Annotated in this window: 12 protein-coding genes; 8 read left to right on the top strand and 4 right to left on the bottom strand. The window is 39.4% G+C overall.

The genetic code is table 11. The annotated features are described in order from the left end of the window. Positions 1–132 precede the first annotated feature (132 nt). The 7 genes from apbC to FTT91_RS02055 all read left to right on the top strand — a co-directional run bounded on the left by apbC (position 133) and on the right by FTT91_RS02055 (position 9,952). Positions 133–1,392, top strand: a complete 1,260-nt coding sequence (gene apbC / locus FTT91_RS02085) for an iron-sulfur cluster carrier protein ApbC (RefSeq protein ID WP_180168876.1) — start codon at positions 133–135, stop codon at positions 1,390–1,392. Between the two features lie 372 nt (positions 1,393–1,764). Beyond that, positions 1,765–2,358: a LysE family translocator gene (locus tag FTT91_RS02080; protein ID WP_070152620.1), complete on the top strand. Its 594-nt coding sequence runs from the start codon at positions 1,765–1,767 to the stop codon at positions 2,356–2,358. Between the two features lie 460 nt (positions 2,359–2,818). After that, positions 2,819–3,388 (top strand): dCTP deaminase, encoded by a 570-nt coding sequence (dcd, locus tag FTT91_RS02075; protein WP_004975507.1) that lies wholly within the window; start codon positions 2,819–2,821, stop codon positions 3,386–3,388. A gap of 243 nt (positions 3,389–3,631) precedes the next feature. Then, entirely contained in the window at positions 3,632–5,515 is a 1,884-nt protein-coding gene (locus FTT91_RS02070) for a hypothetical protein (protein WP_180168875.1), read from the top strand. A 13-nt stretch (positions 5,516–5,528) separates the two neighbouring features. Then, complete coding sequence (locus FTT91_RS02065; RefSeq protein ID WP_178867163.1) at positions 5,529–6,245, top strand: hypothetical protein; 717 nt, start codon at positions 5,529–5,531, stop codon at positions 6,243–6,245. Between the two features lie 33 nt (positions 6,246–6,278). Beyond that, a complete protein-coding gene (locus FTT91_RS02060; RefSeq protein ID WP_180168874.1) occupies positions 6,279–8,525 on the top strand; it encodes a DUF6160 family protein in 2,247 nt (748 codons plus the stop codon). Positions 8,526–8,539: 14 nt separating this feature from the next. Next, positions 8,540–9,952, top strand: a complete 1,413-nt coding sequence (locus FTT91_RS02055; protein ID WP_178867159.1) for a hypothetical protein — start codon at positions 8,540–8,542, stop codon at positions 9,950–9,952. A 52-nt stretch (positions 9,953–10,004) separates the two neighbouring features. Here FTT91_RS02055 and FTT91_RS02050 read toward each other — a convergent pair whose 3' ends face one another. From FTT91_RS02050 to FTT91_RS02035, 4 genes are all read right to left on the bottom strand, one after another. Then, a complete protein-coding gene (locus FTT91_RS02050; RefSeq protein WP_180168873.1) occupies positions 10,005–11,726 on the bottom strand; it encodes a proline--tRNA ligase in 1,722 nt (573 codons plus the stop codon). Positions 11,727–11,849: 123 nt separating this feature from the next. After that, positions 11,850–14,954: an efflux RND transporter permease subunit gene (locus FTT91_RS02045; RefSeq protein WP_180168872.1), complete on the bottom strand. Its 3,105-nt coding sequence runs from the start codon at positions 14,952–14,954 to the stop codon at positions 11,850–11,852. A 63-nt stretch (positions 14,955–15,017) separates the two neighbouring features. Beyond that, complete coding sequence (locus FTT91_RS02040) at positions 15,018–16,151, bottom strand: efflux RND transporter periplasmic adaptor subunit (protein ID WP_004975519.1); 1,134 nt, start codon at positions 16,149–16,151, stop codon at positions 15,018–15,020. A 49-nt stretch (positions 16,152–16,200) separates the two neighbouring features. Next, a complete protein-coding gene (locus tag FTT91_RS02035; RefSeq protein WP_004975522.1) occupies positions 16,201–16,845 on the bottom strand; it encodes a hypothetical protein in 645 nt (214 codons plus the stop codon). 276 nt (positions 16,846–17,121) lie between these two features. Between FTT91_RS02035 and pilG the strand changes: the two genes are divergently transcribed. Continuing rightward, complete coding sequence (gene pilG, locus FTT91_RS02030) at positions 17,122–17,505, top strand: twitching motility response regulator PilG (RefSeq protein ID WP_004975524.1); 384 nt, start codon at positions 17,122–17,124, stop codon at positions 17,503–17,505. The last annotated feature ends 9 nt before the right edge of the window (positions 17,506–17,514 follow it).

Here is a 17,514-nt window from a genome sequence, read left to right as displayed (position 1 = left end):
GAAGATAAATCATGTCAAAAACCAAGCAATATACTCAGAATTAAGTATTTCAGTGATAGCACGACTTAACCTTATACTGAATTATCGTTACACTATCAAAATCGCGGTATTTCCAAACTTTGGAGTAAATCTATGTCTTGGCTTTCTTCACTTAAATCAGTTTTTTCACCTTTGCATACGGTGAATGAGGAAGCTATTCAGCACGTGCTACAAAGTTATATATTGCCTGAATCTGAACATGCTTTAAAAGATCGTATTTCTCAAGTGAATGTGCAAGGTGATATTCTGCAAATCACCATCAATACTTATCCTGAAGAAAAACAACATTTACAACAAATTCATGATGAACTGGCAGATGCTTTAGAAAAATGCGGCATTAAAGAATTGAATATGCATGTGATTCAGCAAAAAACGGGTCAAGCAAAGCAAGAAAGTTGTGGTCATCAACATGCTGCGGGCGAAAGCTGTTCATCATCTACTCAAGCTCAGACTGTATCTTCTAATTTACCACCAGTGGTCGATGCTGCGGGTCAAAGCTCAGCGCAAGAAGCAGATCCGAATAATCCACCTATTCAAAAAGCTGCGCCACAACAGCGTGATGTGCCAAAACATCCACGTATTCAAAACGTGATTTTGGTGTCATCAGGTAAAGGCGGGGTTGGAAAATCTACCACTACTGTAAATTTGGCTTTGGCATTACAAAAGCTAGGCTTAAAAGTTGGCGTATTAGATGCTGATATTTATGGTCCAAGTATTCCGACCATGCTCGGCAATGCTGGCAAAACTCCAATGATTGAAGCTGAGCAATTTGTACCATTGGATGCTTTTGGGATGCCTGTGTTATCCATCGGACATTTAACAGGTGACCACAATACACCTGTAGCGTGGCGTGGACCAAAAGCCACAGGTGCATTAATGCAGCTCTTTAATCAAACTTTATGGCCAGATTTAGATGTGTTGATGATTGATATGCCACCAGGAACGGGGGATATTCAATTGACACTTGCACAGCGTATTCCTGTAACGGGAGCGGTGATTGTGACTACACCACAAAATGTTGCCTTAATGGATGCTGTCAAAGGCATCGAACTATTTAATCGTGTGCAAATCCCTGTCATGGGCGTAATTGAGAATATGTCGACGCATATCTGCTCAAACTGCGGCTACGAAGAACAAATTTTTGGTCAAGGTGGTGGCGATAAACTGGCAGAACAATATGACATTCCGTTACTTGGGCGTTTACCATTGAATGTCAGTATTCGTGAAAATGTCGATGCAGGTACGCCGTCAGTGATTGCAGGCGATGATGCTGCCGATAGTTACATTGCGATTGCTCAGCAAATTGCAAAAAAACTGCCTAAAGCTGAAAAAGATCAGAATCGTATTTTCTAGTGAGGGATCTCAGCTTGGAATGATTGCAGTTGCAGTCATTAAGTTATCATTCTTTAAATTTTGACTGATTCATCTTTAAAAGCTAAGTCACAATATTTTGAAAATTTGGCTCACTTCGGTGAGCTATTTTTTTTGATTAAAAAATACACAAGCATCTGATTTAATGGTGTTTAATCTCTAAATACCTTAAAAATGTTAAGATAAAATGACTTATAAGTTACCATTTAATTAAAAAATATTTTTTATATAAGTGATTGAATAAAATAATAAACTTAAAATGTTAAACTGATCAAGAATTTGTCTTACAAAATACTTTTTGCCAATTGCAATGAACTATTTTAATCTGCGCTCATTCAGTAGTGAGGTCAATGCATGATTTCATGGTTTTTTATCGGTTTGGTGATCACAATTTTATTGACACCAGGGCCAACCAATACCTTGCTTGCATCATCAGGTATTCAGGTTGGTATCCGCAAATCTTTCCGATTAATTCCAGCAGAAGCATTGGGTTATTTGATTTCTATTACACTTTGGGGCGCCTTAATTGGTACGGTGTCTACTCATCTCCCGTTGTTGCCCACCATTCTAAAATTATTCAGTGCAAGCTATATTATTTTCTTGGCGATTAAATTATGGCGCACGGCTAAAGTCGAGCAAAGCTTTAATCAACCTACGATCCGTGCGAGTGAGCTATTTTTAGCGACTTTACTGAATCCTAAAGCATTGTTGTTCGCCTCTGCAATTTTCCCAACGATTGCATGGGTAAAAGCAGACTATTATGTGGCACACATGTTGGCATTTTTATGTTTAATCGTGCCGATTGCTTTTTTCTGGACATTTATTGGTTCGGTGCTCGCTAAAAATAAAATTAGCTGGCTCAATCAGTGCAATCTACAAAAAACAGCTTCTATTGTGTTGCTGAGCTTTTCAATTCCTTTAAGTTATTCGGCTTTGTTGAGTCTATAAAGCCAACGTTGTATCTAAAAGTTGTATCTACTGGAAATAGGGTCTGTTGACATTTCATAAATGGCTTGCGCTGTAGGCTAAAACTGAGCAGATCAGGCATGAAACGCAGGGAATAGTGGGTCTATTGCCAAGTTTCATAACGCAATCTGAGAAAGTTTTAGCCACATGAGCGAGAACAAAGCATTGCTTTGTTTGCTGCGCAAGGGGACAAGCATATTTTTTGCTGCTATTGCGTTATGTGCCAGTCATTTAGAATGACTAAATTTCCTGTCCCATGCCTTATATCAGCTAAAAAACCTTGCGAGATATATCTCTCATGTCGCAAACATAGACGAATTGTCAACAGCCCCTAATCATTGCACTTAAAAAAGCGATGTGAGGGAAACGGCTGGTTTTCATTAACTTAGATTTCAGTTAAAGTACAGCACAGTTAAACATTCATATTTTGGATAGAAAATAAATGGCAATTAAGTCTGATCGTTGGATTCGCGAAATGAGCGAAAAACACGGCATGATTGAACCGTATGCAGAAAACCAAGTTCGCTTTGACGAAAATGGCGAGAAACTCATTTCTTATGGTGTTTCTAGTTATGGTTATGATGTACGTTGTGCACGTGAATTTAAAGTCTTTACCAATGTTCACTCCGCAATTGTCGATCCAAAAAACTTTGATGAAAAAAGTTTTATCGATATTGAGTCAGATGTGTGCATCATTCCGCCAAACTCGTTTGCATTGGCGCGTACCGTTGAATATTTCCGTATTCCGCGCAATGTATTGACAGTGTGTTTAGGTAAATCGACCTATGCACGTTGCGGTATTATTGTGAATGTGACGCCACTCGAACCAGAGTGGGAAGGTCATGTAACTTTAGAGTTTTCCAATACCACGAACTTACCTGCACGTATTTATGCAGGCGAAGGTGTGGCACAAATGTTGTTCTTTGAATCAGATGAAGTTTGTGAAACCTCGTACAAAGACCGTGGTGGTAAATATCAAGGGCAGACAGGCGTGACCTTGCCTAAAGCATAAGTGATTAACCCATCACAATTTTTCTGTTGAACAAGCGAGCCAATGTGCTCGCTTTTTTTTCATTCATCGGAAAGCTGTGCTGTTTAGCCAGTTTGTTTTGCATTTGCATAAATATTCAGCATAATTAAATATGAGAATGGTTTGGCATAATCACGTTTTTAAGGATAAAAACACTCAAATAAATAGCCAAGCTATAGATAAATAAAAGAAAGATGCGGAGCATCAGATAAAAGGAAGGTCGAGATGACTGAACACGCAATTACTTTCCCTTTTCGTAAGCGTTGCTTAGCCACTGCGATAGGCTTATTTTTGACGAATCCGAGTTATGCTTTACAAGCACTCTCCGATGACTCTTTGTCAAATACCACAGGCGAAGGGGTTGCTTTAGTTCTTGATGACTTCAAGATGGTGTTCCAGCAACCGAACGATCTTTCTACAGGGTCGAGCTATACACGTGGCTTAGAAAACCCAAGTCAATATGATACGGGCTTTATTCGTATTATCCCGACGGGGGAGAATTATCAATATATTCAAAATAAGCAGTTTGAAGAAAAATATAAAATTGCTTATACGAATCAATATGATAATTCACATAAAGCAGTGTATAAGACATCGGAAACTGCAGAATATAATCGTGTTTATCAGGGTGAGTTTGATAAAGCATTTGCAGCAAAGAAAGTTGAAAATGAAAAAACTTATCGTGAATATGAGTATAGTGATCAGGCGGGAACCCTTTATAAACAACGTTACGATTATTGGTATAATGAAGTTTATAATGTGGGAGCGAATTGGTTTTTATTACCTAATGAAAAGAGGAAGCGTTCGCGTGATGCAGCTTTAAATGATTTAAATAATGTTGATCAGTGGAAGAATGAATTAACTAGCCGTGTAAATGCAAAACTAACAATTGATGCGACACCTATCGCCGTAAAAAATGCGAAAGCATTGGCAGAGGTGTATGCATTAAAACAGGTTGAATTGCATGCGAATCAAGTAATACGTGATACTGTAAATCAGCAAGCAAATATAACGCATAATAGAACCAAAGCAGATGTTTTTATTTATGGTTTAGCATTATCTAAAAGTGATAACTCATTAAGTAGCCGTTATAGCAATCAGGGCTTTAACTGGGGTTCCGCAGACAATCCATGGTTATTCCGTGCAGGCACAGAAAAAGTAAAACAATTTAAAAATATAGAAAAAGATGTTGGTTATTTAGCATTAGAGGCACCGCTCGCAACTACAACGCCAACTGAAAGTGATAATAATATTAAATTGGGTTTTTGGACTGATATTTTTTCACGTCAGTTGAACTCAAGCGCAGAGGTAGATCCAAGCACTGGGGCGCCAAAATCTGGTTTAGATAAAGAGTACCGTTTGCGTACTCAGTTTATTGCCAATGGTTTAAGTTTAAATGGTTCGCAGACTCGACTATTTCAGACTTTAGATTCTGATAATCCAAATCATCATCAAACATTGGGTATGGCAAGTGTATTGCGTTTAAATACTAATGATAATCCTGCGAATTTAAGTTTCACAGATTCAAACTTAGATAGTAAAGGGATCCGCATTAGTACAGCAGCAAAATCAGATACTTTGGATGGAACGGCGGTCACACCAGCAATAGATGGTTCATTAGCACCAGTTTTTCATGATACAGAGGGTTTGTACTTATATAGTCCAAATGTCAATTTAGTTTTAGGGAATATGTATCAGCCTTTTGTGGTTGGTTCTGAGGGCAATAATATTGTGCTGGAAGTCACACGTATTCCGAATGTTCCTGAAATTTACAATAAAATTTATCAAAATTATGAAGACGGAAAGGGTGGGTATTTAGGTTCTACAGCATTTACAGGTTCAACCTGTAATGTGGTGAGCTGTGGCACACCGCTAAAAGCCAATGTCAATGACAGTACTGCGATGTATCAAGGACGTAATGCGACGCATAGTAGTATTGCAATTGGTACTGTAGAACGCTTGCCAAATAATATGTTGCGTGCCAAGGATCATGATAATGCCACAGGTGTTGTATTTAAGGGTGTAGATGGTACTGCTAAGAATCTAGGTTCAGTTGCAATAGATGGTGTGCTGATTCAGCACCTTAAATTTAAAACAACAGGTCTATAAAAGGAGAATCATCATGTTGAAAAAACTGTCTTGTATTGCATTGATGTGTAGTCCTTTGACCCATGCCAATTTAATTGCACTGGAAAATCATGAATTAACCCAAGCAACAGGTCAAGGGGGTGCAGATCTCAGTTGGACGTTGTCGTTAAACCATGAATATGCTGAAAATTTAGAACTCAGCAATATTTCAAAATTTAATGGCGGGACTAAACCTACAGAAGTTTATTATCGCTATAGTGAAAATTGTGCTGACAATAATGTGCTCTGTCGTTTAGCGATTGCACCCAATAACCATGAAGATAATAACGGTAATAAAAAATGGCTGGTATTTAAGCAAATTCAAGGCACCCTACAAATTGATAAGTTTTCTTTAGATGGCACGACTATTATTAATCATAAAAATGACCCACAAACGGCTATGCAGCTTAAGTTTTATGATGATAAGCCGTTGAAAATAAGAAATTTGGGTTTTGCAACCATGGCGATTGAAACAGGTTCTAAACTTGAAGGTGAGGGTTATGCAAATTCAACAGTTTATGAGAAATATAATTCAAAACAAATTTTAGCAGATGGAACGATCGGTAGTGAGGTATCTTTGGATGTACCATTGTTTGATCGGGGCGCCGAAAAAGGATTTATGGGCTTAAATATTCACGGCAATATGCACATGTCTGGCAATGTGAAAATATTTAGCTACAACTGTACAGGTTCAGCAGCAAGTCGTTGTTGAATATAGGATTAAGTACAGTATAGGGAAATAAAAATGAAAAAAATAATGCAGTTGAATTTATTAACATTGAGCGTACTTTGTGCGCAACAAGTGTATGCTTTAGAGCTGATTGCAGACCAGCATTTGTCTGATGTAAGTGGGCAAGATGGTATTGTAATCACCCATGAAATGTCTAAAGCCACGATTAATCAAGTCAATTGGTATGATCCTGATTTAGTGGCTGGAACTCAACAGGGTTTAGGCTTACATAATGTAGAAATTCAAGGACAGAATAACCAGCCTATTATCAGTAAGCTTGCTTTAGATGTGGGGAAAACTGATGTTGGCGCAGGTGTGCGTATAGATGCGAGTATTGACGCTTTTCAAGCGACTGCAGATTTAAACTTAGTCAAAAAGAACTGTGTCGGAAATAGTTGTACTAAAGAAACACAAAGTTTGGGTCAGTTCGGCTTAGAAACGAAATCACCTTTAAAAGTATTATTAGAAACCAAAGCAGGTTTATTCAATCAAAATGAAACGGCACATTTAAACTTCCAGTTACAGAATGCCAATATTAGTCATGGTTTAGGTAAGCATCAATTATCTTTGCATGATTTTAACTTTAATTTTGCGACTGACGGCTATATGTATATTGATGCCGATGAGGGATTGGTCTTTACCACTAAAAATGGTACCACCGACCATTTTGTTAATCTTGGACGAGTGAAAGACCTGAGTGATGTTGCAAGTAGCCGACAAAATGCAACCAATCCTGGGGTCAATATTGACTTGCGTTATGATGATAAAAATTTAATTCGCTTTGGTGCATCTGGTGCAGTGAGCAATGCGAAATTGTTTTTTAATGGGCAGCAAAAAAATGTTGCCAATTTTGACGTTTCGAATAAGGTCAATGGTGTAATTGAAACTAAAAATACCGCAGTTACAGGCTACGATACTGTGGTGGGGCAAGGTGGTTTGCATTTGGGCTTATCTGCTGATTTTACCAATCAAAATACGACAGGTTTGACCGCAGGACAATTACCAACAACTTTAGAAATTGGGCACACAGGAAAAGGCAGTTATGCGGTTGAGTTTTCGAATTTAAGACCGCTAACTACCCGTGATGCACAAGGTAATTTACACAATAAAAATGCCTATATCGATTTTGGCGATATTTATATTAATACCGTACAAGCGAAAAATCTCAATTTTTTAGTCAATGAAAATATTAAAAATACCATTGGTGCAACCAGTCCTATTTTAAACCAGTTGCTATCGAGTGAGCTTGAAGGTGATCAGTTCTCACTCATTGCTGTTCGTGGTATGGACTTTCAGTCTATTGCGGCCAAAGCGAGAATTATTTCTGATAACTCTTTAAATGAATTGACAGGGGATGGTGGTTCTTGGGGTATTGGAATTCCAATTTATAATTTAAATGCCAATGTGGCCTTGTCGGGTAAACAATATTTGTCACCTTATGATGGAACGAATAAAACGGGAATTGGTTATAACGCCATGGTTTCTACCGAAGGTTATGGCATAGATTCAAAAACAGGCTTGCCCAGTACCACTTCTATTATCCTAATTGATGGGCAAAACAGCCTGCATGCAGGAGAAACTGTTAACTATTATGCTGGTTTAAGAAATATTGATGCATTAATTCAGTCCGACGGTGTGATTGGTTATGAAGATGATGGGATTTATATTCGTGCAGATCATTTATTGGTTGCAGCAAAAGCAGAGTTAGCGATTGGGCAATTACCAGGTTCAAAATACAATTGCGTCACAGAATCAACGAAATGCGGTAGCTTTGTACCCTACGACAATTTCTCTAAGAAAGATGATGTGTTAACCACAATTGTGTTTAAATTAGATGGAAATGGTGAATTGTTGGTAATTCCTGGAATGGATCCAACCGCTACTAATCCGAACTCAAATTTTTTGTCTTTTGATGCGAACTTTAAGTTTAGAAGTCTAGATAGCACAGAACAGGCAGATCCGAATAATTTAGGTAGTTATTTTAGTTTGATTAATGAAGATCAAGTGAATCATGAAACTGTTCAAACTTCTTCAATTAACTTGAATCGTATGGAAGGGCATTTAGGTGTTAAAGGAAAAGTCGTCGTTAGTGCAGATACGGTTACTTTAGACAATCAAGTTAAATTTAATTATAAAAATGATATTGCTCAACCCTTTAAAACAGACTTTGCAATGTCTACCAATGGCAATATGCAGAAAATCGCATCTGTCGCGCTTACAGGTGGAACCATGCGCAGTACATTGGGCATTACGCCACGCTAAAGGATAGAAATAAAATGAAAAAACCGATTTTAGTTGCATCTATTTTAAGTACAGCTTTTTCATTCAATTCTGCTCAAGCGATGCAGGCTTTAAATGATGATCAGTTATCTCATGTACAAGGTCAGGCACTTTTGAACCTGATGACTGCGACAGATCAATCACAAGGGCTCAACTTTTATAAGCTGAGTGTTGATGCACTCATGGAGCTTAATGCCAACATTAAAACACTACAATTAGGTTGTGGTGGTGTAAATAATGCGATTGGTGGTAAAGCGGGATGTGATATTGATATTTCTAATATTGCACTAAGTGGTTTGAATAAGTCCCATGATTCAACAGGTAGTCCAGAGTTTAATGGTGAACGTGCGGGTACTAGTGCGCAAATTACCAATCCATTTATTGAGTTTGCAATTAGTGGAAATAGTGCGTCAACACGTGAAGTGGTTGGTTTTCGTTTAGGTGCTGAAGAAATTTTAGGTCTACTAACTTTGGGTACAGATAACGTACAAAACCCAAATGACGGGATTAAAAGTTTTAGTGGTTATATGAAAATGGCACAAACTCAAGGTCATTCATTTACTGAGCAAGCGACATTTGGTATGACCGAGGATGAAATTATTTCTGGTCGTTTAAAGGCTTTGGGGCAAACAAGACAGTTTGATAGTAAGCCATTTACAAATGGTGTTAGAACAGAAGGGCATACAGGGATTACAGTTCCTTCTATGAAAGTAGATTTTACTATGCCAGAAACGGTGGTTACGGGTCAACGTATGACTGCTGCCAAAGTGAGTGGTATTCGCTCATCTATTCCTTCTATTCCTTTAGCTGCTGCAGAGTCGGGTAAGAGTTTACCAGGTAGTGTTCAGGGAACTCCTGACTTCTCAAAAGACCAGCTTTATGTGGAATTCCCGGCTTTATTAGGTACGGTTGGTACGCACTCATTCTTTAAAATGGCAGCAGGTTCGAGTTTGGATGAACTTAATATGGATATTACTTTTGTTCAAGCTTTAAATATGATTCACAATATTCCACTCAATGGTACGGGGGGCTATTTATCTTTGCAAAGTAAACCTGTGCATTGGCAGGGGGCTGATCAGGGCGATGTTGCACAACAAGGGTGGTGGATGTCTTTTAAAGAACCTATACAACTGGGATATTTAGCAACAACAGATAAGGTTGATATTTCTGCGGTATTACCACAAGTAGCTGAAGCAATTAGTGATTATTTACTTTATAAATCTGAACCAATTGATGTTGGTTTTTTTGCTGCGTTAGGATCTTTAGCTGGAATACCTGTTGAAAAAAAATTAAATATTAATGTGGGGCAATATACTACTCAGAACCCTGCTACGATTACATTAACGGATAAGGTTTTACAAAACCAGAACGTCACCCCTAACTGTTATGGTGGTATGAAATTCTGTTAATTCCAAATGAAAAAAATCCCGCAACTTGTGCGGGATTTTTTATGCTTAGTGTTTAACCTTCTTTAGCAATTTTGATGAGTAATTCTTCTTTCGTCAGGTTGCTAGATTCAGCATCACGACGACCTTTATATTCAAAAGTACCTGCATCTAAACCTTTCTCACCAATCACAATACGGTGCGGAATACCTGTAAGCTCAAGATCAGAGAATTTCACCCCAGGACGTTCATTACGATCATCCAGTAATACATCATAACCTGCAGCTTGAAGTTCAGCATAAAGTGCTTCTGCTGCTTCTAATGTGCGAGGTGATTTATGTGCGTTCATTGGTACAATCGCAATTTCAAATGGTGCGATGGCTGCAGGCCAAATAATCCCTTTATCATCAAAATTTTGTTCAATGGCAGAGGCAACGACACGTGTTACTCCAATCCCATAGCATCCCATGGTAACAGTAAACGGTTTGCCATCTTCACCTAATACTTTGCAGCCCAACGCTTCTGAGTATTTAGTACCAAGCTGGAAGATATGACCGACTTCAATACCGCGTTTAATTTGTAGAGTTCCTTTGCCATCTGGAGATGGATCGCCCTCAACGACGTTACGTAAATCGTAAACTTCAGTATATTGTGCATCGCGTTCCCAGTTCACACCTGTTGCGTGTTGATCAACTTGGTTTGCACCTGCAACGAAGTCAGACAATATCGATGCAGCACGGTCTACAATCACTGTTATGCCTTTTTCAACCAAACCTTGTGGACCAACAAAGCCAGCAGTTAAACCTAAAGCTGCAATTTGTGCATCGGTTGCAAAAGTAAGTGGTGCAGCAATCTGTGGATGCTTTTCTGCTTTAATTTCGTTGAGTTCATGGTCACCGCGCAGGAATAATGCAATCACAGGCACTTGACCTGTTTCATCTGCAACACCTTGAACCAAGAGCGCTTTGACTGATTGGTTACTATTTGTGCCTAAAAATGCAGAAACTTCCGCAATGGTTTTTTGGTTTGGTGTATCCACAATGTTGAGTTCTTGGGTTGCAGCAGCACGTTCACCCACCAAAATAGCTTCAGCCATTTCAATATTGGCTGCATAATCAGATTCGGTAGAGAAGGCGATATCATCTTCACCGCTTGAAGCCAGAACGTGGAATTCATGTGAACCAGAACCACCAATAGAACCTGTATCTGCTTGTACAGGGCGGAAGTCTAAACCTAAGCGCGAGAAAATACGGCAGTAGGTGTCGTACATTACATCATAGGTTTCTTGTAAAGAAGCTTGATCGGTATGGAAAGAATAAGCATCTTTCATAATAAATTCGCGTGAACGCATTACCCCAAAACGTGGGCGAATTTCGTCACGGAATTTGGTTTGAATTTGATAGAAGTTGATTGGTAATTGCTTATAGCTTTTTAATTCATTACGCGCCAAATCGGTAATGACTTCTTCATGTGTTGGGCCAAGTACAAAAGGATTGTCGTGGCGGTCTTTAAAGCGCAGTAATTCAGGACCGTATTGCACATAACGACCTGATTCTTCCCAAAGTGAGGCAGGCTGAGTGACAGGCATAAATGTTTCTAAAGCACCTGCGCGATTCATTTCTTCACGAACAATGGCTTCAACTTTATTTAGCACACGTACACCCATTGGCAGCCAAGTATATAAACCTGAAGCCAATTTACGAATCATACCCGCACGTAACATCAGCTGGTGAGAAATCACCTCGGCATCGTTTGGGGTTTCTCTTAACGTAGCAAATAAAAAGCGACTCGCGCGCATGGAAACTGTCCTAAAAAATGAAGCGTTAAATGGATTTTTTTCAAAGCCAGATTATACAATAAAAATCGGGCTAAACTTGTGTTAAAATTTAGCCCGAGCGATTGTGTGATTTTACGTGAGATTTTAAGAAATGAGTTTACGTGTTTGGCGTAACATAAAATTCTTAAAATCGTCTAAATAAGTGAAAATGACAGGTACGACCACCAAGGTGAGTAGGGTAGATGTAATTACACCGCCAATGACTGCATGTGCCATAGGCGCACTTTGTTCGCCGCCTTCACCCAAGCCAAGTGCGAGTGGCACCATCCCCATCACCATTGCACTGGTGGTCATTAAAATAGGGCGTAAACGGGTTTTCCCTGCAGCTATAATTGCATCATAACGTGAATCGCCCTGATCCATGGCTTTTTTAATAAAATCAATTAGTAAAATCGCATTTTTGGTGACCAATCCCATCAGCATAATAATACCGATAATAGAAAACAGGTTCATGGTCGAGTTAAAAATAAACAGTGCCAAGAATACTCCAATCAACGATAAAGGTAGGGAAGCCATAATTGCTGCGGGGTGAATGAAACTGTTGAATTGCGAACCTAAAACAATATAAATAAACACAATAGACAGGGTAATTGCAGTCAGTGCATAACCTGCAGATTCAGCCATGTCAGCATTGGCGCCTTGAGTGTCGAAGCTATAACCTGCGGGTAATTTAAAGTTATCCTGAATTTTTTGAATGTCGGCACCAATGTCCCCTGAAGGACGTCCAGCAGTGTTAGCTTCGACCAAAACTTCACGGGCCAAATCACGGCGGTTGATTTGCGCTGCACCTAAACTTTCTTCAAACTTCGCCACACTTGCTAGAGGCACTAAAATATTTTGTCCATTGGCATCGGTTTTTTGTGAAGTTAAATACATATTTTGCACATCGCTCGGCAAGCTACGATGGTTTTCTGTAAGGCGAACATTGACATCGTAGGTTTCGCCACGTTCATCTTGCCAAGTGGTGACATCATCCCCCGCAATCAGTGGGCGGATAATATTGGCAATTTGATTTACCGATAGCCCTAAATCGCTGGCAAGGACACGGTTAATATGAACACCTAATGTAGGTTTAGGAGCTTTTAGCGAGCTTTCTAAATCGACAATACCATTCACCTGAGCAATTTCGGTCATAAAGCGGTCAGAGATTTTTTGTAATTCTGCTAAATCAGGGCCTTTAATAGACACCATCACAGGTTTTTGCCCACCAGAAACCGTTTCATCGGCAGATGCGACAGAGGTAATGGTGATGCCTGCAATACTTTGTAGACGCTGGCGAAATTCGTTATTGAGTTCGGTCAGCGTTTGTTGACGTTCATTACGCGGGCTGACAGTTACACGCAAGTTAACATGATTTTTCCCGTGATCTGTCACGCTGTTAATGGCTCCGTAAGTCGCGCGAACTTCAGGGTGTTGACGGATGATTTGATCTACTTGTTTTAATTTTGCTTGTGAATATTCAAGTGAGGCATCCACAGGTGTTTCAAATTTAATCCGAATCTCACCTTTGTCGGGTACAGGTACAAACTCCGTACCAATCAGTTTGGATAATCCGAGTGCTGCAAATAATGAGCCCACTGCAATCAATAAGGTAATAACGCGAAATCGTAGTGCTAATTTTAAAAGTTTTTCATAATGATGGCTTAAATTGTCGAGTTTGTTAGAAATCCAGTTTAAGAAGCGTTTTACCCGTCCAGGTTTTTTATTCGGATTTGCTTTTTCTGCCCAGTGTGCAGAAAGCATTGGATCCAGCGTAAAACTGACAAACATGGAAATCAGTACGGCAGTACTGACGGTGACACCAAATTGATAGAAAAAGCGTCCGATAATGCCGCCCATAAATGCCACAGGTAAAAATACCGCCACAATGGTTAAGGTGGTTGCTAAAACTGCTAAGCCAATTTCTTTAGTACCATCCAAAGCAGCCGTGACATGGTCTTTACCCATATCTGCATGACGCACGATATTTTCACGTACCACAATTGCATCATCAATCAATAAGCCAATACTGAGCGAGAGCGCCAGTAAGGTCATCATGTTGATGGTAAAGCCAAATGCCCAAATAAAGGTGAGTGTGCCGAGTAGGGCGATTGGCAGGGTCAATCCTGTAATGGCGGTAGAACGGAATGAACCAAGAAACAACAGTACAATCAGGACTGCCAGAATCGCACCCTCAATAATGGTGCGCGCTACATCACGGATACTGCCACGAATCCCTTTAGAAGAATCCACCACGACCTTTGCAGTCATGCCTACAGGTAGTTGGGTCTGAATACGTTCTAAGGTTTTGTAGGTGTTATCAACCACTTCAATAACATTAGAGTCTGAACTACGCAAGATATCGACAGCAACCGCAGTTTGCCCATTTAAAAATGCACTGGTTTCCAGCTCTGCCTGACTGTCTTGAATTGTGGCAACTTGTTTTAAAAAGATTGGCGCACCATTTTTATTGGCAATAATTAAATCGCCAAAAGCCAGAGGATGAATGACTTTGGATTGGATTTCGACTACCAATTCACTATTGGCTTGTTTGAGTGTACCGCCTGGCACTTCAATATTTTCAGCTTTGAGGGTGTTGATAACCTGATCCACACCTAAGCCAAAACTCATTAACTTTTGTGGATCTACCTCAATCCGAATTTGTCGCTGTGCATCACCCAATAAATTAACAGTTCCGACACCAGACACAGTGCGCAGTTGCGGTACAACTTGTTGATCTAAATAGGAACTTAAATCACGCAAAGACATTTGTGAGGATTCAAACACAATCGACATGACTGCATTGGCAGTTGGGTCGTAGCGCTCCACCACAGGGTCTTGAATTTCATCTCGAAAGCCTGCACTGACAGACGAAATTTTATCGCGTACATCTTGTGCCGCCACTGCCGAAGGAACATCTAAATTAAACTCTGCAATAATAGTAGATAGCCCTTCACTGGATTGTGAAACCAGTTGTTTGAGTCCAGAAATGGTGTTGATCTGATCTTCCATTTTCTTGGTGATTTCAGATTCAACTGTTTCAGGTGATGCACCCGGATAACTGGTATAAACCACTACAAACGGAAAATCGACGTCAGGAAATTCTTCCACGCCCATACGTTGCCATGAAGCCAAGCCAAGCACCATTAGACAAAACATCATCATGATGGTAAAAACGGGATACTTGACGCTAACTCGGGTAAACCACATAACAACGATCCTGATTTTTTATTTATTGGACATCTGCACTACTGCATTGAGATGAAATTCAATTTATTGAGGGTTATTTTGAATGATCACCTGCTGCTGAATTTGATCGGGGTTGAACACCACTCGACTGACTAGATCACTGCTCTGTAAGCCTTGAATCACAGCAGTATTGTCACTATAGCGCTGTTCTAAAACTGTGATATCCACGCGGGCAATTTTTTGATCTCGAATCACCCAAACATAAGGTTTGTTTTGGATATCGTGAATGGTATTGAGTGGGATGATTTGCCCTGAAATTGTCGTGTTCGCTAAAATATAACCATCCACAAATGCCCCAATACTTAAAGAGGGAAGACGCTCAAGCGGGGTCGCAAAAAATTCAATTTGACGACTGGCTAAATCCGCAACAGGAGAAACACGGCTAATTTGTGCATTAAATGTGTTTGCTTGTCCTTGGAGTTGATATTCAATTTTTTGACCAATTTTGAGTGCGGCTTGTAAGTCGCTTGGTAATTTCGCTTGAATTTCTAATTGGTTCGGATCGACGACTTCAAATAAGGTTTGTCCTGCAGCCACAGTTTGCCCAGGCTCAACTTGACGTTGGGTAATGACACCATGAATTGGACTGGTAATCGTGCCATCTTGATCGGCTTTTAGTGCAATATCGACATTGGCTTGTTGGGCGCGTACATTTTCCATTTGAGCACGATAATCTAACTGACTTTGCTCATATTCCACTTGTGAAATAAAACCCTGATCGAGCAAACGTTTTTTTCGTTGCATCATGTTGCGGGCTTGGTTGGCTTGCGCTTGCGTTGCAGCTAAATTGGCGCGAGCTTGTGCTAAACGCGCAGCATTATCCTGATTATTTAAGCGTAGCAAGGTTTGACCACGTTGTACGCTATCGCCCACTTTGACATAGACTGAAGTTGCTGTGGCAGTCACCTGTGCTTGAATACTACTTTGATTGACTGCACGCACTGTGCCTGTAAAGGCAGTTTTACTGATTGCGCTGCCTTGTTGTGGTGTCACTAAATCTTGCTGAATGAGTTCAATTTTTTCTGATACTGTTGTTTTATTTTCAGTTTCTGTTTTTTGGCAGGCACTCAGCAAAATACATAAGCCGATTGCACCAATACGAAAAATGGGTAAATGCTGCCGATTAAACCTAACTGCGATACGCTGTGCAATGTGCATGCATATTTGTCCTTATTGATTGCCAAAATGACAAGGTAATTCAAATCAACTATTCAAGTGCTTTTAAGCGAGTAATAATTCTGTCGTATTCTGCTTGTGTATTTCGATAGCTTGTTTGTAAAGATTGAATCATATCTTTTTTAAGCTCGATGTTTTTTAAGTTATTGTCCAAATTGGTTTTTAGTTGTGCAGGCACAGGTTTGACCTTGCGTAAATACTCCATTTCTTGACGTTTAAAAGTAATACGGTCATTTTGCAGCTGTTTGAGTTGTTCTTGTTGGAAAATAATTTGCTTTTTAATATGCGCTAAAGCGTTATTACGTTTAGTGATTGCGGTTTGACTATTGGTATAGGCTTTTTTTAAACGCTGATCAGATTCCATTTGATACGCTTGAGCAGCACGTTGTGGGGCTTTTTTAATATCCGTTTCGGTGTTGTATGGACGTGCACGCTGAATCACTTGCATATTACGGTCTAATGCTTCATAGCCATGACGAATATGATTAGGTGTCACATTACTACTAATATTTGCAACACCATGTTGATCATAATAGCGATACCACACCGCTTTGTTCTGGCTGTCAGCCATGAGTGGGGCAGAGGGCAATAGCAGTAACGCAAGCATGCCCAATTTGAGTGACTGCTTATTTTGTTTTAATTTTACAGCGAGTGATTTTGCAAAAAAAGTGCTCACGTTGTCCCCCACAATAAAGTTGACTAAATTACTTAAATTACACGTAATAATAGTGTTATATTAGATCAAAATTAGGAATTAAAAAAATACAACCGATAAAAAAATATCAATGGTCACACGAAAGTGTGAGCGGTTTGGTGATAATGGTGTAAAAGTGTAGCTTTACACTAAATATGTTCATTGAAACTACAAGTAAAGATATGTTAAAAATACGATCAATGTGTAAAATTTTTCTACTCAGTTGCTTGTACAAACAAAAATGGGAAGGGTCATTGAATGGACGATAAATTCCAAAATCTAAAAGTCATGGTGATTGATGATTCAAAAACCATTCGCCGTACAGCTGAAACACTTCTACAGCGTGAAGGTTGTGAAGTGGTTACCGCAGTTGATGGATTTGAAGCTTTATCCAAAATTGCCGAATCAAATCCAGATATCGTATTCGTAGATATTATGATGCCACGCCTAGATGGTTACCAAACGTGTGCCTTAATTAAAAACTCGCAAAACTACCAAAACATTCCTGTCATTATGCTATCAAGTAAAGATGGTTTATTTGACCAAGCCAAAGGACGTGTAGTAGGTTCTGATGAGTATCTGACTAAACCATTTAGTAAAGATGAATTATTAAACGCCATTCGTAACCACGTGACAGCATAATTATTAGTT

It is taken from the genome of Acinetobacter sp. YH12021, assembly GCF_013420145.1.
In the GTDB taxonomy this organism is placed as follows: domain Bacteria; phylum Pseudomonadota; class Gammaproteobacteria; order Pseudomonadales; family Moraxellaceae; genus Acinetobacter; species Acinetobacter towneri.
This window is presented reverse-complemented; position numbering and strand designations above follow the sequence as displayed.

What these genes read in the sequence shown, in the direction of transcription:
- apbC (WP_180168876.1), top strand. Translation starts at nt 133, where the DNA reads ATGTCTTGGCTTTCTTCACTTAAATCAGTTTTTTCACCTTTGCATACG.
- FTT91_RS02080 (WP_070152620.1), top strand. Translation starts at nt 1,765, where the DNA reads ATGATTTCATGGTTTTTTATCGGTTTGGTGATCACAATTTTATTGACA.
- dcd (WP_004975507.1), top strand. Translation starts at nt 2,819, where the DNA reads ATGGCAATTAAGTCTGATCGTTGGATTCGCGAAATGAGCGAAAAACAC.
- FTT91_RS02070 (WP_180168875.1), top strand. Translation starts at nt 3,632, where the DNA reads ATGACTGAACACGCAATTACTTTCCCTTTTCGTAAGCGTTGCTTAGCC.
- FTT91_RS02065 (WP_178867163.1), top strand. Translation starts at nt 5,529, where the DNA reads ATGTTGAAAAAACTGTCTTGTATTGCATTGATGTGTAGTCCTTTGACC.
- FTT91_RS02060 (WP_180168874.1), top strand. Translation starts at nt 6,279, where the DNA reads ATGAAAAAAATAATGCAGTTGAATTTATTAACATTGAGCGTACTTTGT.
- FTT91_RS02055 (WP_178867159.1), top strand. Translation starts at nt 8,540, where the DNA reads ATGAAAAAACCGATTTTAGTTGCATCTATTTTAAGTACAGCTTTTTCA.
- FTT91_RS02050 (WP_180168873.1), bottom strand. Translation starts at nt 11,726, where the DNA reads ATGCGCGCGAGTCGCTTTTTATTTGCTACGTTAAGAGAAACCCCAAAC.
- FTT91_RS02045 (WP_180168872.1), bottom strand. Translation starts at nt 14,954, where the DNA reads ATGTGGTTTACCCGAGTTAGCGTCAAGTATCCCGTTTTTACCATCATG.
- FTT91_RS02040 (WP_004975519.1), bottom strand. Translation starts at nt 16,151, where the DNA reads ATGCACATTGCACAGCGTATCGCAGTTAGGTTTAATCGGCAGCATTTA.
- pilG (WP_004975524.1), top strand. Translation starts at nt 17,122, where the DNA reads ATGGACGATAAATTCCAAAATCTAAAAGTCATGGTGATTGATGATTCA.